This is a genomic window from Nocardia sp. NPDC088792 (genome assembly GCF_044750615.1).
Classification (GTDB): Bacteria; Actinomycetota; Actinomycetes; order Mycobacteriales; family Mycobacteriaceae; genus Nocardia.
The window spans coordinates 219532-239764 of the sequence record NZ_JBIVKC010000003.1; the positions used below are offsets into that span (position 1 = coordinate 219532).

9 protein-coding genes are annotated in these 20233 nt (G+C 68.6%); 7 read left to right on the forward strand and 2 right to left on the reverse strand.

Features of this window, described 5'->3' with window-relative positions; all coding sequences use genetic code 11:
• Nucleotides 1-80 precede the first annotated feature (80 nt).
• From ACIP5Y_RS19000 to ACIP5Y_RS19020, 5 genes are read left to right on the forward strand one after another with little or no spacing between them, the layout of a single operon-like run.
• Nucleotides 81-10235, forward strand: coding sequence for an HAD-IIIC family phosphatase (locus ACIP5Y_RS19000; RefSeq protein WP_400351557.1), 10155 nt, complete (start codon nt 81-83; stop codon nt 10233-10235).
• Entirely contained in the window at nt 10232-12613 is a 2382-nt protein-coding gene (locus ACIP5Y_RS19005; RefSeq protein WP_400351558.1) for a thioester reductase domain-containing protein, read from the forward strand. Before ACIP5Y_RS19000 ends, ACIP5Y_RS19005 begins: the two co-directional genes overlap by 4 nt.
• On the forward strand, nt 12610-13692 hold the full coding sequence (locus ACIP5Y_RS19010) for an alpha/beta hydrolase (protein WP_400351559.1): 1083 nt from the start codon (nt 12610-12612) through the stop codon (nt 13690-13692). Before ACIP5Y_RS19005 ends, ACIP5Y_RS19010 begins: the two co-directional genes overlap by 4 nt.
• A 25-nt stretch (nt 13693-13717) precedes the next feature.
• A complete protein-coding gene (locus tag ACIP5Y_RS19015) occupies nt 13718-15007 on the forward strand; it encodes a glycosyltransferase (RefSeq protein WP_400351560.1) in 1290 nt (429 codons plus the stop codon).
• A 3-nt stretch (nt 15008-15010) separates the two neighbouring features.
• Complete coding sequence (locus tag ACIP5Y_RS19020) at nt 15011-16237, forward strand: glycosyltransferase (protein WP_400351561.1); 1227 nt, start codon at nt 15011-15013, stop codon at nt 16235-16237.
• Between the two features lie 63 nt (nt 16238-16300).
• Here the strand turns inward: ACIP5Y_RS19020 and ACIP5Y_RS19025 are convergent, their stop codons facing one another.
• On the reverse strand, nt 16301-16528 hold the full coding sequence (locus ACIP5Y_RS19025) for a hypothetical protein (protein ID WP_400351562.1): 228 nt from the start codon (nt 16526-16528) through the stop codon (nt 16301-16303).
• A 321-nt stretch (nt 16529-16849) separates the two neighbouring features.
• Between ACIP5Y_RS19025 and ACIP5Y_RS19030 the strand changes: the two genes are divergently transcribed.
• Nucleotides 16850-18046 (forward strand): cytochrome P450, encoded by a 1197-nt coding sequence (locus ACIP5Y_RS19030; protein ID WP_400351563.1) that lies wholly within the window; start codon nt 16850-16852, stop codon nt 18044-18046.
• Nucleotides 18047-18121: 75 nt separating this feature from the next.
• A complete protein-coding gene (locus ACIP5Y_RS19035) occupies nt 18122-18829 on the forward strand; it encodes a YoaK family protein (protein WP_400351564.1) in 708 nt (235 codons plus the stop codon).
• Here ACIP5Y_RS19035 and ACIP5Y_RS19040 read toward each other — a convergent pair.
• On the reverse strand, nt 18784-20175 hold the full coding sequence (locus ACIP5Y_RS19040) for a histidine kinase dimerization/phospho-acceptor domain-containing protein (protein ID WP_400351565.1): 1392 nt from the start codon (nt 20173-20175) through the stop codon (nt 18784-18786). The genes ACIP5Y_RS19035 and ACIP5Y_RS19040 overlap by 46 nt on opposite strands.
• Nucleotides 20176-20233 lie beyond the last annotated feature (58 nt).

A 20233-nucleotide genomic window follows, 5' to 3' on the forward strand; every position in this document is an offset into this window, starting at 1 on the left:
TGCTGATCTCGCCGAGTTCCGGCGGGTGGTGTAAAGATAGCTCTGTCTTGGCTCAGGTTTCTGGTTAGAGGAAGTAGTTCGTGGTCAGCACTTTCGTCGAAACACTGTTCGCTCAGGTCGAGAATCGGCCCACCGAGTTGGTGTACCGGTTCCTGGACAGTGGCGACGTCGACGGTATCGTCCGCGAAATCTCCTACGCCGACCTGGGTTTGCGGGTGCGGGCGATCGGCGCCGCACTGCAGGAATCGGCGCCGCGGCGGGATTCGGCGCCGCGGGCATTGCTGCTCTACCCGGCGGGCCGGGAATTCGCCGAGGCGTTTCTCGGCTGTCTGGCGGCCGGAGTGGTCGCGGTGCCCGCGCCACTGCCCGAGTGGGACAACCGTTCACTGCGGCGGCTGCGGCGCATGGTGACACACGCCGAAGTCGATATGGTGCTCGCGCCGCAAAGGGTCGTCGCGGACGCGGCGGCATTGCACGGCGAGATTCCCGAGCTGGCCGGCGTCCCGTGGCTGGCTACCGACCTGATCGCCGATGCCGAGGCAATGCGCTGGCGGGAGCCGGATCTCGGCCCGGAATCGGTCGCGTTCATCCAGTACACCTCCGGCTCGACCAGCGCGCCGCGCGGTGTCCTGCTCACTCATGAGAACCTGCTGCACAATCAGGCCGCGCTGGCCGACGGGCTCGGGCACGACCGCACGATCGCCGACTCGTGGGACGGCGCGCTGTTCGCCAGCTGGCTGCCGATGTACCACGACATGGGACTCATTGCGCCACTGCTGCACACCATCTATCTCGGCGCGCATTCGGTGCTGATGTCGCCGCTGCATTTCCTACAGCGGCCCGAGCGGTGGTTGCAGGCGATTTCCACCTATCGCGCGCACACCAGCGGCGGCCCGAACTTCGCCTACGAACTGTGCGCGCGCAAGATCACGCCGGAACAGCTCGACGGGCTGGACCTGACGCGGTGGCGGGTGGCGTTCAACGGCTCGGAACCGGTGCGGGCCGCGACCATGCGGCGGTTCACCGACGCCTTCGCCGGGGCCGGATTCCGTGCGAAATCCCATCAGCCCGTATACGGGCTGGCCGAAGCCACCTTGATCGTGACCGCCTCGTCCACCACCGAGGCGCCGACCGTCCGGGCGATCACCGGGACCGATGCCCGCCGGGAGTGGGTCGGTGCCGGGCGACCGGTCGAGGGCATGTCGATCGCGATCGCCGACCCCGAGCACGGCACCGAACGCGCGGACGGGCACGAGGGCGAAATCTGGGTCACCGGAAAGAGCGTCGCCGCCGGGTACTTTCGCGACGCGGAAGCCACCGAGCAGGTGTTCGGGGCGACGCTGCCCGGCGACGATCGCCGCTACCTGCGAACCGGCGACCTCGGAATCCGCTCCGGCGGCGAGCTGTTCGTCACCGGCAGGCGCAAGGACCTGCTGATCATCGACGGCCGCAATCACTATCCGCAGGACATCGAATCGACCGTCGAGGCCGCGCACGGCGGCATCCGGCCGGGCTGTGTCGCGGCCTTCTCCGTCGAGCTCGCGGCGGCGGGGGAGCAGCCGGTCGTGGTGGCCGAGGTCCGCACCGAGGACCCCGGCGAACTGGCCGCGATCGAAGGCGCTGTGCGCGGCGCGGTCTCGGCCGAATACGGGCTCACGCTCGCGACGGTGCTGCTGATCCGGCCGGGCACCATCTTCAAGACCAGCAGCGGGAAGATCCAGCGGTCGGCATGCCGGGCGGCCTACCTGTCCGGTGAATTGCTCACGCTGACAGCGGGTCCGCTGCGCTCGCCCGAAGACGAGTTGTACGACTACGAACCGGAGGCGCCGAAAACGGAGAGCGAGGCCGGCGCGGAGGGGCCGTCCGCGGAGGCGATTCGATCCTGGCTGGTGCTGGAGATCGCGCGTCAGGCGGCGCTGGATCCCGAGCGCATCGACGTGCATCTGCCGCTCGTCGAATTCGGTTTGGGCTCACACGATCTAGTGGAGCTCGTGATCGAGCTGTCCGATTTCGTCGGGCGCTTCGTCGACACCAATATGTTCTTCGATCATCCCACGATCGACGGTGTGGCCATGGCGCTGGCGCCCGTCGCACCGATCGAGCCGGGTATCGAGGCCGCGCACGGCAGGGCAGCAGAGTCTGCGGACCACGAGACAGCCGAGCCCGCGGATATCCGCGAGGCCGACGCGGACGACGACGCGATCGCAATCCTGTCGATGGCCTGCCGATTCCCCGGCGCCGCGGATTCGCCCGAGGCCCTGTGGCGGCTGCTCGACGGCAATGGTGACGCGCTCGGCGAAGTGCCCGTGGGCCGTTGGGATATCGAGGGCCTCTACGACCCCGACACCACCGCGACCGGCAAGGCATACACCTTCCGCGGCGGCTATGTCGACGGCATCGATCGCTTCGACGCCGCCTTCTTCGGCATCGGACCGCGCGAGGCCGCGGTCATGGATCCGCAGCAGCGCATCATGCTGCAGCTGGCATGGGAGGCGATCGAACGATCCGGTCGCGATCCGCGCAGCCTGCACGGGAGTCAGACCGGCGTGTACCTCGGTGTGTACAGCACCGGCTATCTGGCCGATCCCGCGCCCGAACAGCTCAATGGTCAAGTCGGAACCGGACTTTCGCCCAGTGTCGCCTCCGGCCGGATCTCCTACACGCTGGGCTTGCACGGACCGGCGGTCACCATGGACACCGCCTGCTCCTCATCGATCGTCGCCATGCATGCGGCGATGCAGGCGCTGCGGACGGGTGAATGCGATCTCGCCCTGGCGGGCGGCGCCACGCTGCTGATGTCGCCGATCGCGCATATAGAGCTGTGCAAACTCGGTGTGCTCTCACCGACCGGCCGGTGCGCGCCCTTCTCCGCCGACGCGGACGGCACGGTGTGGGCCGAGGGCGCCGGGCTGGTGCTGCTGAAACGGCTCGGCGACGCGCGGCGTGACGGGGACCGGGTGCTCGCGGTCATTCGTGGTTCCGCCGTCAATCAGGACGGCCGCAGCCAGGGGCTCAGCGCCCCCAATGGCGCTGCGCAGGAACAGGTGCTGCGTTCGGCGCTGCGTGTCTCGGGGCTGACGCCGCACGAGATCGACTACGTCGAGGCGCACGGCACCGGCACGGCGCTCGGGGACCCGATCGAGGCGCGGGCGCTGGCGCGGGTGTTCGGGCCCGGTCGTGATCCGGCTCGTCCGCTCGGCATCGGGTCACTGAAATCCAATGTGGGACATACGCAGGCCGCGGCCGGCGTGGGCAGCGTCATCAAACTGGTACTCGCACTGCAGCATGAGCGAATCCCCGCCACCTTGAACGCGAGTGTGCCGTCGGCGCACGTCGATTGGGAGCGCAGCGGGGTGGCGGTGGCCGCCGAGACGCTGCCGTGGCGGCGCGGTGATCGGCCGCGCCGGGCCGGAGTGAGCGCGTTCGGGCTCAGCGGTACGAATGCGCACCTGATCCTCGAAGAGGCGCCGGCCGAGTCCGTGACAGTGCCGGAGACGTCCAGCGGTGGCAGGAGTGTTATTGCGCTGCTGCCGATTTCGGCGCGCAGTGAGGCATCGCTGCGGGGTCAGGCCGAGCGGCTGCTCGACCTGGTGGTCGCCGAGCCGGGACTGGCGCCCGGACAGGTGGCACGGGCACTGACATTGCAGCGCACGCAGTTCGAGCGTCGCGCCGTCGTGGTGGCAGCCGACCGGGACGAGCTGATCGGCGGGCTGCGCGAGCTGGTGGACGGCGGATCGTCGGCGAATGTCGTCGTCGGCGCGGGTGCGGTGCTCACCAATGCGAAGACGGCGTTCGTCTTCCCCGGGCAGGGTTCGCAGTGGGTCGGGATGGCGCGTGACATGCTCGCCCGGTCCGAGGAGTTCCGCGCCGAATTCCAGCAGTGCGACAAGGTGTTCGGCACGCAGCTCGGCTGGTCCCTGGTGGACAAGCTGGCCGACCTGACCGCCGTGGAACTGCTGGAATCGCCTGTCGTGCAGCCGCTGTTGTTCGCGACCATGGCCGGGCTCGCAGAAGTCTGGCGCGCGGCGGGCGTGACCCCGGATGCGGTGATCGGCCATTCTCAGGGTGAAGTCGCCGCCGCCTACTGCGCCGGGGTGCTCGAATTGGGTGACGCCGCACGGATCGTCATCGCACGCAGCCGCTTGATGCACGCCGTACCCGAACCGGGCGCCATGGCGCTCGTCGGCCTGTCCGAGGCCGAGGTCCGTGGCCGGCTGGCCGACCTCGACGGCCGAGTATCGGTCGCGGCCGTGAACGTCCGGCGATCGACGATCGTGACCGGTGAGCAGGCTGCGGTGGAGAAGCTGCTCGCCGAACTCGACCGTGCGGGGGTCTACACCAGGCTCGGTGCTGCGGGTATCGGTTTCGGCGGGCACAGCCGGCTGATCGAGGCCATCCGCGAGCCGCTGCTGTCGGAACTTGGCGATATCGCCACGAATGCGCCTGCGACGCAGTGGTATTCGACGGTGACGGGCGAACTCGTGGGGGAGCCGATCGGGCCCGATTACTGGTATCGGAACGCGCGCCAGACCGTGCTGTTCATGCCGACCATCGAGCGCATGATCGCCGACGGCTACCGGTATTTCGTCGAACTCGGCGTCCATCCCTCGCTGACCGCGGCCGTGCAATCGGTGTCGGAGAATCTCGCACGCGAGGTGGTGGCGGTGGGTTCCCTGGTACGCGACCAGGACGGACCGACCGCCCTGGCCAGGGCGCAAGCCGCGCTCTACGTCGCCGGTCACGAACTCGACTGGACCGGTTCGGTGCCCGAATACGGCCGGGTCGACCTGCCCACCTACGCCTTCGACGAGCGGCGATTCTGGACCGAGCGCAGCAATCGCGATACCGCCGCGCTCGGGCTCGAGGAGATCACGCACCCCGTACTGGGCGCCGTGGTGCCACAACCGGATTCGGAGGGCGTCATCCTGACCGGACGGCTCTCGCGCCGACTGCAGCCTTGGGTCGCCGATCACGCGGGACCGAATGCGGTGCTGCTGCCCGGCGCCGCCCTGGTCGAAATGGCTATCCGGGCCGGTGACGAGGTGGACAGTCCGGTACTGCGCGAGCTGGTGCTGCGCGCCCCGCTGCTGGTTCCCGAGCGCGGCGCCGTACGGATCCAGACGATCGTCGGCGGCACCGAAGAGCATCGGACGGTGCGCATCTATGCCCGGGACGAGAACGACCCCGACGCCGGGTGGACGCTGCATGCCGACGGCACGCTGGCCGAGGCAGCCGAAACGATTCCACCGCAGGCGGATTCGCCGGTCTGGCCGCCCGCCGACGCGGTGCGCGTCGATGTCGAGACCCTCTACGCCGAACTGTTCGCGCGCGGCCACCAGTATGGCCCGCAGTTCCGGGCGCTGCGGTCGGCCTGGCGGCGCGACGACGAAATCTTCGCCGAGGTCGAACTCGCGGAATCGGCGCACGCCGACGCCGCGCGCTTCGGTATCCATCCGGCCCTGCTCGACGCCGCACTCCACGCCACCGCCCTGTTCGCCGCCGACAGCGCGCATGCCCTGCTGCCGTTCGTGTGGACCGATGTGGCGCTGTGGGCCTCGGGCGCAACGACCTTGCGCGTCCGGCTGAGCCGCTCGGGCGCCGGCACCATCAGCATGTCCGCCACCGACCGGAGCGGACGCCCGGTCGTGTCGGCCGGTTCGGTGCTGCTGCGCCCGGTCGCCGCCGCACAGTGGGATGCCGCGTCGGTCGCGTCCGCACACCGCCGCCTGTTCCGTATGGAGTGGTCGGAGCTCGCACTGCCGACGCCGGAGCGAGGACTCACGGTGTGCGAGTGGAACTCCACCGCGGCCGGGTCCGCCGACGCGATCATTCTCTCCGTGCCCGGGGGAGATTCACCCGAACAGGTGCACGCAACCGCCCAGTATGTCCTGGCCTCCCTGCAAACGATCCTCGGCGACAATCGATTCGAACACACGACTCTGGTGGTCCGGACGCGCGGCGCCGTGGCCGTCACCCCTTCGGAGGTTCCGGATCCCGCGGGCGCGGTCGCCTGGGGACTGGTGCGCTCGGCGCAGTCGGAACAGCCCGGCCGCATCGTGCTGATCGATACGGCCGATCCGGAAGTGGACATCGCCGCGCTCCTTGCCACGGGCGAAGCGCAATCGGCAATGCGGGACGGTGCCGTATTCCGGCCTCGGCTGGCCCGACTGCCGGAGTCTGCGGCCCGGGTGCCGGAGAGCAGCCCAGAGCTCGGGGCCGGGGCCGTGCTGGTTACCGGAGCGCCGGGGAGGCTCGGGTCGGCCTTGACCCGTCATCTGGTGGACGTGTACGGCGTTCGAGATCTCGTGCTGGTGAGCCGCCGGGGCATCGATGGCCCGGGTGGTCGTGAGTTGCGGGAGGATCTGGAGAATCGTGGGGCGCGGGTGCGGTTCGCGGCCTGCGATATCAGCGATCGATCGGCGCTGGCCGAATTGCTCGACGGCCTGCCGCTCGCGGGTGTGGTGCACGCGGCATGTGTACTTGACGATGGCGTGCTCGGCTCGCTGACACCCGAGCGGCTGGACCGCGTACTGCGCCCGAAAGTCGATGCGGCACACCACCTGCACGAGTTGACGGCGGATCGGGAACTGTCGATGTTCGTGCTGTTCTCCGCGGCGGGCGGGCTTTTCGGCACGCCCGGGCAGGCGAACTATGCGGCGGCCAACGCGTATCTCGACGCGCTGGCGCTGCGGCGGCGGGCACTCGGGCTGCCCGCGCAATCGCTGGCCTGGGGTGCGTGGGAGGTCGATATGCATGACCATTACGCGCGGGCCGATATTCGGCGGATCGAGCGCGCGGGTGTGCGTGCGTTCTCGGTGGCGCAGGGGATGGCGTGTTTCGATGCCGCGCTGCGGGCCGGCGATCCGCTGCTGGTGCCGCTGCTGCTCGACACCGATGTGCTGCGGCGCTCTCCCGCCGTCCCGCCGCTGCTGCGCGGACTGGTCCGCCGGGCGGCGCGCCGGGCCGTCGCCGACCACTCGACCGCCGACATCGCCGCGGATTCGCGCTTCGCTGAACAGCTTCGGTCGCTCCCGCGCGCGGAGGCCACCGCCCTCGCGGTCGCCGCGATTGCCGAGTGGACCGGGCAGGTGCTCGGCCACACCGGCGCCGAGACGGTGTCGCCGGAGGAGACCTTCCAGAGTCTGGGTCTGGACTCGTTGATGGCCATCGAACTGCGCAACAAGGTGCGCGAGCACACCGGGATCTCGGTGCCGCTCGGCGCCATCCTGGCCGAGCAGAACCTCACCGATCTCGCCGGCCATCTCCTCGGAGAAGTGTTGCGGCAGGCCGATTCCGGCGCTTCCGAGGCGGAATCCGCCGAGGTGCCCGAGATCGAGATGCTGCCGGTGACCCGGGACATGATGCGCCTGCTGCGCACCGAGCAACTCGGCATCCCCAGCGCCGCGCAAACCGGCGGTGTCGCCGTGCGACTGCCCGCCCGCATCACCCGGACCCAGCTGTCGGAGGCGCTGACCCGACTGGCCCGCCGGCATGCCGCGCTGCGCACCACCATCCGGCCCAGCGCCGAGCACGGGCGACAGCTCGAAATCCATCGCGAGCCGGGCGACCTCGCGGCATGGCGCGAACTCGACCACCTCGATGACGCTGTCGTGCAGGAGCATTTCCGACAGCTGATGGCCCGCCCCTTCGACCTGGAGACCGGTCCGCTCTGGCGCTTCGAACTGCTCGACGCCGAATCCGCCGATCCGGTACTGCTTTTCGGCGCGCATCACAGCATGAGCGACGTCCAGTCGATGCTGCTGGTAGCAGGTGAGCTTGCCGTGGAGCTGACCGGTGCGCGGCAAGGTCACGCCGAGTCGACCGGTGCGCGGTTCGGCGAGGTGGTGACCAATCGTGACATGCATCAGTTGCTGGCCGCGCAGGCGAACGGGCGTGATCGCGGCGATGGCGCGAGCGGCCGGTGGCGCGAAGCCTTCGCCGGAGTGCGGCGGCTCGAATTGACGCTCGCGAATCCGCGTCCGGCGCGGCGTAGTTATGGTGCGGGCGCGATCGCGCTGGAGATGCCCGGTGGGCTGCATGAGCGGGTTGCCGAGCGGGCTCGCGAGCTCGGCCTCACTCCCGCGGCGGTCTTCCTCGGTGCGCTGAGCGTGCTGCTGGCACGTCGGCAGCAGGTCGATCGGTTCGCGCTGGCGGTGCCGGTGGACACTCGCATGCATGCCGATGCGACCGATGCCGTCGGGTATTTCGGTGTGCCCGTGCCGTTCCCGGCGGCTGTGCCGGCCGACGACCTGGTGGTCGACGTGCTGCGGCGGACCGGGGAGCGGTTGCGGACTCTGCTCACGCCCGGGGCGGGCTTCGCGGAGGTGCTCACCGCGTTGGCCGCCGAGGGCTTGCATCGCGACAATGCACCGCTGATCGAGGTGTACTTCAACTACCTGCGCGCCAACTCCGCGGTCGCCGCGACCGAGGTGGTGCCGGTCAGCACCGGTTACTCGGATCTCGACCTCATGGTGGCGGTGCTGCCGGATACCGGGCAGGTGTGGTTCACCTACAACAGCGACATCATCGACGCGCAGAGCTGCGCCGAGTTCGGGGCGCAGTATCTGGCAACGGTCGAGGCGGTGATCACCGACCCGGGCGCGCCCGCGCGGCCCGAATCCGCTGCGCAGCAACCGGTTTCCGGGGTTCGGGCGGCGCTGGGCGCGACCTTCGCACTGGGCAGGCTGCCCGAGCTGGTGGTGGCGGCATCCTCGGCTGCGGGGGTGAGTGTCGTGGAGGCGCCTTATCACCATGTGCTGTCCAGCTTGCGTGACCCGTCGGGCGTCTTTGCGCAGCCCTCGACCACGCTCGGTATCGTGCTGCTGCGGGCGGCCGATCTGGAGCGGTTCGGTGCGATCTCCGATGACCTGCTCACCGAGCTCGCCGCCGAATATCCGGCGGCGGTGCGCGAGCTGGCCGTACGCACGCGTAAGCCGGTTGTCATCGGTATTCTGCCGTCGGCGCGGACGGAGGAACGATTGCTCGCATGGGAGCGGCTCGTCGCCGAGCGGCTGCGCGACATTGCGGGCGTGGCGGTGCTGGAGCCGGGAGAGTGGACGCGGAACCATGCGGTGGACAACCCGTTCGACGAACGCACCGAGGTCCTGGCGCACGTACCCTACTCGCCCGAATTCCAAGCGGCCGTGGCGCTCACTCTGGTCGCGACCGTCGACGCCGTGACCGAGCCCGCGCCGAAGGTGATCGCCGTCGACGGCGACGACACCCTGTGGACCGGTACCGCAGGCGAGAACGGTGCCGCCGCAGTGGTGTTCGATGCGCCACGGCTTGCGCTGGCCCGGCGGCTGGCGCAATGGCGCGCGGCGGGAACCCTGCTGGTGCTGGTGACGAACAATGACGCCGATATCGTCGAGGCCATCCTGGCGCGGCCCGAAAGCCCGCTGCGCCGCGACGATTTCGCGGCCGTCTCCGCGGGCTGGGGCGGTAAGCCCGAGCGGCTCGAGGAGGTTGCGCGCACGCTGCGGCTGGGCCTCGACAGCTTCTGCTACCTCGACGACAACCCGGTCGAAGTGGCGCGCATGCGAGCGCAACTGCCCGAGGTGCTGTCGGTGACCTGCCCGCCCGCCGGGGAACTGGAATCATTCCTCACGCGACTGTGGCCGATGACGCCGATCGCCGCGACCGCGGAGGATCGGCTGCGAGCCGACTTCTACCGCCAGGAGCACGATCGCGACACCGTCCGCGCCGCAACCGAATTCGCGGAATTCCTGCAACGACTGGACCTCGAGGTCGATATCGAACCACTGACCGACGCCACACTCGAGCGCGCCCGCCAACTCGTGCGCCGAACCAACCAGTTCACCCTCGGCGCCGTCACCACCGAGGATCTCGACCGGTGGCGCGCGGCGGGCGAGGTGTGGACCGCGACCGCACGCGACCGCTTCGGCGACTACGGACTGATCTCGGTCCTGGCCCTGCGCAAGGACGCGGACGACCTGTGGTTGAGCGGCTGGCAACTGAGCTGCCGCGCCCTCGGCCGCGGCGTCGAAGAACGCCTGCTGAACTGGGCGGCCGATCGCGCCGACACCCTCGGCTGCACAACGGTACGGATATCGGTCGAGCACACCGCCCGCAACGAACCCGCCCGCCGACTGGCCGCGCGCCTGCCCGGCGGAACCGCCGACGGGCAACGGCTGGACGTGTCGGTATCCCCGGAACGCCTGCGGGAGTTCCGATCCTGGGAGTCGCAGCCCAACAATGCAGAGGAGCAGCGGTGATCGATCCAGCCGACCATACCTCCGTACGGAACTCGGCCGTGGACCGCCGCACGCGCGGTGAAAGCCTCGAACGTGGCAGCGGCGCAATGGATATCACCGCCCTCCTCGCCCGCACCAGCACTGCGCCCTCGGCCGCACCCGCACCGCGGACGGACGTACAGCGACCACCGCAAACCAACTCACCGGGCACAAGTCCGGCAGACGTACAGCGTTTGCCGCTGGCGAATTCGCCGGGCACGGCCTGGACCGACATACATTCACCGCCAGCCGGGGTGCCGCGTCCATCGCACGTGGAAGTGTCGCGCGATCGGCGGCAGTGGGACCCCGACACACTGGCCGCGGCGATCACGACGGTGGCGAATCGGTTCGCCGTGACGCCGATGGATGCCGACACCGACTTCTTCGACGCGGGCGGCACTTCTCTCGCGGCGGTGGAATTGCTTGCGGCACTCGGCCGTGAGCTGGGCATCGATCCCGATCTCGACACGGTGTTCTTCGACGCGCGCCCGCGCAGGCTGGCGCACCGCTGGCTGGCCGACCACCCCGACGCTCGGGAGGTGGCGCGGGAGGCCGATACCGACGACCTCGCCCAACTGTTCGCCGATCTGGCGGGCGCTGATCGGCTTCCGCTGGTGGCGGCGGCGGAGCGGGTTGCGCCGCAGTGCATTCTGTTGACCGGGGCTACCGGGTTTCTCGGGAGTCACTTGCTGTTGGATCTGTTGCGGCACAGTCAAGCTCACGTCGTGTGTCTGGTTCGTGCGGAGGATGATGGCGCCGCTGCCGAACGGCTGCGGGAGGCGCTGCGGGGGTTCGCGTTGCCGGCCTCGCGTGAGGTGATGCGGCGGGTGACGGCGCTGGCAGGGGATCTGCGGCTGCCGCGGTTGGGATTGTCGGAGGAGCGGTGGGGACGTCTCGGCGCGGAGGTTGATTCGATCGTCAATGCGGGGGCGGCGGTCGATTTTCTGCGTGGGTATCCGTCGTTGCGGCGGACAAATGTGCTCGGGCCGCTGACGCTGGCGGAGCTGGCGTGTACCGGGCGGCCGAAGCCGTTGCATCACATTTCGTCGCTGGCGGTGTTCAATGGGTCGGAGGCCGCCACGCTCGGTGAGGATGAGCCGACGGCCAATGTTGCCGAACTGCCTATCGGGTATGACCGGTCGAAATGGGCGGCGGAGGCGCTGCTCGAGCGGACGGGGCGGCATGGGCTCGTGGTGACCGTGCTGCGTCCGGGCGGGATCGGCGGTCATCCGGAGACGGGCGCGCACAATCCGCGCGACCTCAATGCCGGAATCTCCGCGGCGCTCATGCGATTTCGCACCGTGCCGGGATTCCGGTATCTGAATGCGGCGCCGGTGGACTGGGTCAGCCGGGTGGCGGCGCAGATCGTCGCGACGCCGAGTGCCTGGGGACACACCTATCATCTCACCGGCGCGCCCACTTCCCTCGAACAGGTGATGGCCGAAACCACCCTGGGCGGCTTGGGTGTCCGGGTGCTGCATTGGGAGCAGTGGTGTGCGGACGTGGTGCGGGCGATCCGGGAAGAACCGGTCCCGGAACTGGAATCGCTCGCGCAGGTGCTGCAGAGTCCGGTGGCCCGGCGGCAACTCGCGGCCATGGTGACCGCACCGCCCGCGACGGCCGCGCGCACCGATGCCTTCGTAGCGGCCCACGGGCTGCCCGCACCCGCCTCGGGGGCGGCGGCGCGCGGGAAGATGCTCGAGACCATCGCGGGCCTGGGACCGCGTCCGGGCGACGAACCCTACCTGCGATTCAATGAAACGCTCTCCGGGACCATCGGACCGGTCGGTGCGACCGCCGATATCCCCTGCGAGTTGCGGCTGTCCCTGTCCGTCGCGAGCAGCGCGCAGGCGTTCAGCGCGCGAACGCTCGACGTGAGCGGCGAGTTGCTGTGCGCAGCGCTGCACGATGAGCCGCTGACCGTCGCGGGGACGGCGACAATCCGGCCGCACGACGGCACGCCGTTGCGCCACGAAATGCGGCATCCGATCATGCATTACCAACTGACACTGCATGATTCGTCCGGCGGCAGCTGGTGGCTCGACGGATACAAGTTCGCCGCCGCCCGCCGCCGCCTGGTGCGCCAGCTCGGGACACAGGTGATCGAGATCGGGCGCACCGGCGAGCCCGCCTCCCACGCCGGCGAGGTGGCGGTGCCGATGCACACCTATCTCCCCGATCAGATCGACGGCATCGAGATCGATCCCCGGCTACCCGAACGGCAGCAGCGTCTGGCGAAGCTGTTGTGGCTCAGCTGGTTCGGTGGTCAGCTCGGCAAGAGCCTCATGGAACCGGTACTGCGGGTCGGCACCGACCTGCTGGATCTCCGCCGGGCGATGCGTAAGGAGCACCGCCGATGACGGATATTCGAGCCACCGAACCCATTGCCGGAGAAGTCATCTCCTTCCGCACCGCCGACGGCGTCGACCTGCGGCTGCGTCGCGTCGGCCCACCGGACGCGCCCGCGGTGCTGCTGGTGCACGGCCACGGCGTGTCGTCGGAGATGTTCGCGCTGCCCGAGATTCGCAATGTCACCGACGTGCTGGCCGATGCGGGCTATCAATCCTGGCTGCTGGACTGGCGAGGCAGCTGCGCGCTGCCCTACAACGAATCCGGCCGCCCGTACACCTTCGACGATGTCGCGCTCTACGACCTGCCCGCCGCGGTCGCGCAGATCAAGGAACGGATCGGGGAGCAGCCACTGTTCGTGGTCGCGCACTGCATCGGCGCGCTGTCGCTGGCGTTGAGCATGACGGCCGGGCTGCTCCCGGGGCTGGCGGGGGTGGTCGCGCAGGGCGTTTTCCTGACCCCGAAGGTCAGTACGTCGGCGCGCATGCGCGTGCTGCTGGGCAGTGAACTGCTCGGCTCGCGCTTCACCCACCTGGAATCCGATTTCCGCAAGGTCGGGCTGTGGTCGCGGCGCACCCTTCTCTATGCCGCGTTGTCCCGCAAGGGCGACTGCCCCGACCCGACCTGCCGCCTGGTCCATTACGGCTGGGGGATGGGCGCCAAACTGTTCGAGCACGACCACCTCGATACGCGCACCCACGATCGGCTGGCGCAGTTGTTCGGTGCGGTGCCGCTGTCGGTGCTGCCGCATCTGCGGCAGATGGAATTGGCGCACGCTGTCGTCCGATGGAATGTCGACGACGACCGCTATCGGGCACTCCCGGAGAACGCGCTAGACGCGGCCGATCGCATCGACTGCCCGATACTGCTGCTGTCCGGCAGTCGCAATGAGGCGTGGGTCGATTCCAACAAACTCTGTTACGAGGTGCTGTCGGCGCGCAATCCGGGCGTCGGCGTGCGCTACACCGAAATTCCGTCCTACGGCCACCTCGATACGTTCATCGGCCGCGGCGCGGCACTGGACGTATTCGGGTACATCGTCGACTTCCTCGACGAGATATCGGCCGGGCCGGTCCACATCAGACACTGACGAGATCACGAATGGATTCGAGAGTATGCGTATCGCATTGCTGACCGCGGGAACCCGGGGCGATCATCAACCGTATCTCGCCCTGGCCGATGAATTGCGCTCGCGCGGGCACCATGTCGAGATGACCGCCACCGAGAACTACGCGGACGTGGTGCGGCGCTCGGGCTTCGAACCACACGTCATTCCGTTCAACTCCGCGGAACTGCTGGAGTCGCCGGCGGCCAAACGCGGCCTGTCGTCCGGCAATCCGCTGCCGTTCCTGCAGATCATGCTGGATACGGTGAAGATCATCGCGGGTGAACGCGGTGAACGGATGCACGAAGTACTCAGCGGCGCGTGCGAATCCGCGGATGTGATCGTCTCGTGCGCCTCGACGCTGCCGTGGGCGATGGAGCGGCGGGAGAAGACCGGACAGCAAGTGATCGGCGGGCTGCCGTATCCGCTCGAGCGCACCGCGGAGTTCCCGTCCTCGTTCACCGTCAAGAAGATGGTGTCGTCGCGGCGACTGCGGCTGGCCAGCTACACCGCGTTCGAAATCACCTACGGCGTGGCATATCACAAGATGGATCGGCGAGTCCGCGAGCTGATGGGATTGCCCGGCAAACCCCAGAACCCGTTCCGCCGGATCCGCGCGGAAGGTATTCCGCTGGTGCACATGGTGAGTCCGGTGCTGCTGCCGAAACCCGCCGACTGGCCGGACCGCTCGACCGTCGTCGGCGCGCCGATCCTGCCCGCGCACCTGCGCGGGGCGTGGGGTGAAGCGGCGGTCGATCCGGCACTGACCGACTGGCTCGACGAGGGCGAACCGCCGATCTACTTCTGCCTGACCGGCATGCCGATCCTCGACCCCACCGCGTCCTGCGATCTCATCGCCGCCGTCTGCCGCAGGCTGGGCGCTCGCGCCCTGGTGACCGTCAAGGGCGAGGGCTACCCGCGCGGCATCGGCTACGACCGCCGGCTGTTCGTCCTGGACTCCTTCGACTACGACCGCATCCTGCCGCGATGCCGGGCGGTCGTCCATCACGGCGGCAGCGGCAACACCCACGACGTGCTGCGCGCCGGTCTGCCCGCGGTGGTGATCGGCGTGCACAGCGACCAATTCTTCTACGGCTGGCGGATATCGGCGCTCGGCGTCGGCGCCGACTTCCCGTATCCCAAACTGACCGAGGAACGACTGCACGACGCGCTCGTCCGGACCTTGACAGCCGAAGCGCGCAGTCGCGCAGCGGAACTCGGCCGCCTGGTGTCCGCCGAGAACGGCATCCGGGCCGCCGCGGACGCGGTGGAGAAGCTCTCCGTCACCACCGCGGCCTGATCGATGACCGAATCCCTGCACATCGCACTGTTCACCGACTTCCACCCGGCCACCCTGGGCGGCGTCCAGACCGCGATGCGATCCCTGTGCGACGCTCTCCGCGAGCGAGGTCACCGCGTCACCGTTTTCTGTGCTCCCGCACCGGGATCCGTGCCCGCCGATTCCGACACGGTGATTCTCCGTTCGGTGCCGTTCTCGATGTCGAACGGCCTGCCGGTGGTGTTGCCGACGCGCGCCAATCAGCGGCTGATCGACGCCGCCTTCACCGAACGCGGGCCGATCGATCTCGTGCATTCCCTCACCACTTACGGCTGCGGCATCTCCGGCATCCGCGCCGCCCGCCGTCACGGCATACCGATCGTCCAGACCATGCAGAGCCGCGATGACACGGTCATCGAAAAGTATTCTCCCGCACCGTTCATGGCTGCTTTGACCATGAGATTGCTGCACGGCTGGTTTGTACCCCTGCGCAACCAACCGCCCTTCGCCGGCGACAATCGCACGACCCGCCTCGCCTGGCGTCCGATGATCGCCCACGCGCAGGCCACCGACCACGTGATCGTGCCGACCCATCACTTCGCCCGCCGCCTCGCGGCCCGCGGCGTCGATCGGCCGATTCACGTGGTGTCCAATGGAATCGACGACGCCCTGCTCGATCGCATCCGTAGCGCAGGCGATCCCGCACCGAACCCGGGCGAGCCGTTGCGCGCCTTGTGGTGCGGCCGCCTATCGCAGGAAAAGCGCCCACTCGAAGCGATCGACGTGGCACGCCTGGTCGAGGACTGCACCCTGGACATCTACGGCAGCGGCCCACTCGCCGGCAACGCCCGCACGGCGATCGCCGAGGCGAACCTCTCCCACCGGGTGCACCTGCACGGCGAAGTCGAGCAGTCCGAGTGCCTCACCGCCATGCGCACCCACGATGTCCTACTCCTCACCTCCGACTGCGACACCCAGGGCATGGTCCTGCTGGAAGCCGTCGCCATGGGCCTGCCGGTCCTCTATTGCGACCCCGAACTCTCCGAAACCGTTCCCGAGGACGGCGGCGTCCGCACCGCCACTCCTTCGGTGCAATCCTTCGCCACCGAACTGAACTCCCTGGTCGGTGACCGCACCCGCCTGCCCCTGATGCGCAAATCCCTCGCCGCACACGCCGACGAACCCCGCCAGTCGAATCACATCGACCGAATTCTCGCGGTCTATACCGAAGCCCTCTCCGGCGGCCACTGAAACGGCCGGTCCATCGAAGGCCTTCGATGGACCGGCCGATTTCATATCCGCGCACCTCCAGGTTTAGTGGTGCTGCAGTTTCTGCTTCATCTCGTCGTTCATGTCCTTGATATCCGACCGCGCCTGCTGCGCTTCACGCCTCATGCCGCCGCCGAGACGGTCCATCTCGCGCTTGGCGTCCTCGGCCATCCGGTCCATGTTCTGTTCCACGCGCTGGCCTTGGTCCTTCATGCCCTGCTTGGCCTTGTTTGCCATCTGGCCGGGTTTTCGGCCCTTATTGCGATCAGACATTCCAAACCTCCGAGTCGGTAGGTTCCAGTCCGAACTACAAGAATGGGACGCCGTATACGCGTCCTTCGAATCTCCGAGCGCTGCCGGGCGGTCACCATTGCGTCACTGGGATCGCTGACAGCCGGAATTTCGCGGCAATCTGCCGGGGGGCGGCAGTTGCGCCTCGTAAAGCCTGCCGACTCGGGCTCATCGCTGTCAACGTTTTCGCGAAATCGGCCGGATTCGCGCCGGTGGGAGCATTGACGTCGGTAGGGTGACCTCGTTCGGGATGTGCGGTCTTCGGCGGCGGTGGAGTATTACGCACCGCGTGGAGTGGGGTCGATGTCAGAGTCAGTGCCCGGGGTGCCCATCTACACCCCGGCGTTCGCCGCCGATCCGCATCGGGCGTATCGAGAGATGCGAGAGCAGTACGGGGCCATGGCCCCGGTGGAATTGGCGCCGGGCGTGCCGGCCACGCTGGTGCTCGGATACCGCACGGCGGTAAGGATTCTCAACGATCCGGAACATTTCCCGGCCGATCCGCGGAAGTGGCAGGCCGGAGTGCCCACCGACTGCCCGGTATTGCCGATGATGCAATGGCGGCCGAATGCCTTGCGCAGTGCGGGGATCGAGCATGCGCGCTACCGGCAGGCCAATACCGCCGGGCTGGCGGGCGTCGATCAGTACGGTCTGCAGACCGCGGTGGAACGGGTCGCGGTGACGCTGATCAATTCGTTCTGCGCCGACGGGACGGCAGATCTGGTGCGCGACTACGCCTTTCCGCTGGCCTTCCAGGTGCTCAACCAGATGCTCGGCTGCCCGGTCGAGATCGCGGGGCAAGCGGCGGAGGGATTCCGCGCCATCTTCGAAGGCGTCGGCGCCGAACAAGGCAATAAACTGCTCGCGGACGCCCTGCACCGGCTGACGCTGCACAAACGAACACAACCCGGCGACGACGTCACCACCCGCATACTCGGCCACCCCGCCGGGCTGAGCGATACCGAGATGGTGCACCAATTGGCCACCCTCTACGGCGCGGGCATCGAGCCGCAGCAGAACCTGATCGTCAATACACTGCTGCTGCTCCTGGTGGACGACCGGTTCGGCGGCAGTGCACTCGGCGGGAGCCTGTCCACCCGCGACGCGCTCGACGAAGTGCTCTTCGACGATCCGCCCATGGCGAACTTCTGCATCAGCTTTCCACCCCAGCCCGTACTGATGGACGACTACTGGCTGCCCGCACACCAACCCGTCGTCATCAGCATGGCGGCCTGCAATACCGATCCCGCGATCCGCGCCGGCGGGTTCGCGGGCAACCGCTCCCATCTCGCGTGGGGCGTGGGCCCGCACGCCTGCCCCGCCAGCCCCCTGGCCTACCTGATCGCCCAGGAAGCCGTCGACCAACTGCTCGACGCGCTACCCGAAATCCGCCTGGCGGTCCCGGCCGCCCAATTGTCCTGGCGCCCAGGACCATTCCACCGCGCCCTGAACGCACTCCCCGTCACCTTCACACCCGCGCCGCCACTGCCCGAGATGTGAGTGAGATTGCGAGAACTCCAGCACGGCAACGGGGTTCGCGGCCCGCGGCCGAGACTTTCGGTACGATCCGCAGGCATGGTCCGATCATTCGCGAAAGTTCATGCGGGGAAAGTCCACCTATGGCTACTGATCGTGCTGACATTCAGCACGGGGGTCGTCGACGCGGCCGGATTCCTGGGGCTGGGCAGGGTGTTCGTCGGCAACATGACCGGGAACATCGTGATCCTCGGTATGGGTGTGGCAGGGGCAGATGAACTCCCGGTGACCGGCCCGCTGGTAGCGCTCCTCGCTTTCATCCTCGGCGCGGTGATCGCCGGGGCCGCGCTGCGCGGGCAGGAGCCCGGCTGGAACCAGCGGATCACCTACTGCTTGGGTTGTGGTGCGGCGGTTCTCGCCATCTGCGCGGTCCTGGCATCAGCCGACCGGCCGCTGGGCAAGGAGCTGTTCGAACTGCTCGCCGCCGCGGCGGTCGCGGGCGTGATGGGCGGGCAGGCCACCGTTGCCCGCAAGGTCGACGTCAAAGACGTGACGACGGTGGTCGTGACGTCCACCCTCACGCTCTTCGCCGCCGATCTGCCTACGAAACCTGTGGCGGCCGCACTGGGCAACCGCCGGGTGGCGGCTATCGTCGCGATCCTGCTGGGCGCCGGCGTCGGAGCGCTCCTGCACCTGCACATCGGGACATGGATGGGCCTCACGCTCGCCGCCGGTCTGACGGGAATTGTCGCAGCGGTCGGTCACTTCCATACCCGCACGCTCGCCCTGGCGCCGTCGGGCGTGTAGGAGCGGGGAACGCTCGGCAGGAGCAGGCCGAAGGTCGGATGTGGTGCTGCTTGCCGCACTACCAGCCGTCCGCCTTCGGCTTCGGCGAGCGCGCGGGCGAGCGCCAAGCCGATACGGTGAGTGCCGTCGGTGCGCGAATCGCGGGGAGCGAAGGCCCGGTCGGGGTCGCTGAGCCCGGGCCCCCGGTCGGAGACCTGAATCAATAGGCCTTCGGCAACGGCCTGGGCCTCGACGAGCGTGCGGCCGGCGCCGTGCACGAACGCGTTGTCGACGAGGACTTCGATGACATGGCGGATCGCCGTCGCCGAGGCATCCACCTCGGGAAGATCAGTGGCGCACCGCACCTGGAACGGCCGGTCGCGCTCGGCGAACGCCGCCTGCCATTGATTGCGAACAGCATCGAAGAGGTGCGGCACGGCCAGCGGCGGCCGGTCCCGGGTCTCGGTATCGCGTGCCAGTCGCAGCAGATCCTCGATGGTGGAACCCAATTGCTCACCCCGGCGCAGGGCGGTCACCGCGGCCTTCCGCAGGTCGGCGCCGCGCCGGGCGAGCGCGGACTCGAGGCCCAGCAGCAGCGCGGTCAGCGGTGTACGCAGCTGATGCGAGACCTGCGTGGTGAACGCACGTTCGCGTTCGATGAGCGCCCCCAACCGTTTCGCCGTCGCCTCGAGTGCGTCGCCGAGCGTGTCGACCTCGGCGATGCGAGAACGATCGGGGTGGATGGTGAAATCGCCGTCACCCAGGGCACGAGCCGAATTCGTCAGGCGTTCCAGGGGTTCGGCGATCCGCTGCCCTTCGTAGCGGGCCAGCAGCGCGGCGGTCGCCATCGCGACCGCACCGAGCAGCGCCATGGCGACCCAGGCCTTGCGGGTCCGATATGCGACCAGCTCGGCCGGGGTGGACACCCGCACGATGGCAACGACCGTGCCGCCCACCACAACCGGCGCCGCGACGGCCAAATCCGAGTGCTCCGCCCCGATATGGGTGCGACCGTCGGCAGCGGCCGCCGCCAGCGGTGAGTCCGCCGGGCCGCTGTTGTCGATCAGGCGCCCTTCCGTGGTGTACACGCCGACACTGCGATCGTCGGGCAGATCCAGCGGCAGCTGCAGCGGACTCGTGTCGAGCGATTCGGCGTCCGGGATCATGGCGGCGACTCCGACTGCGTCACGCTGTAATTCGGTGACGGCCTCGGTGTGGTTCATGCGCTGAATGACGACCGCCAGCGGAACGGCGAACAACAGGACGGACAGTGCCGCAACCACGATGATGGACGCTCGGACCCGCGCCCGCAACGACAGCACCCGTACCCGAGCCTGCGCCTGCGCGATCATCACTGTCTCCTTCATGCGAAATCGCAGTTGCCCCAACGGTAGTGCGCTCCGCACCCGGGCCTCCTGCCTATCA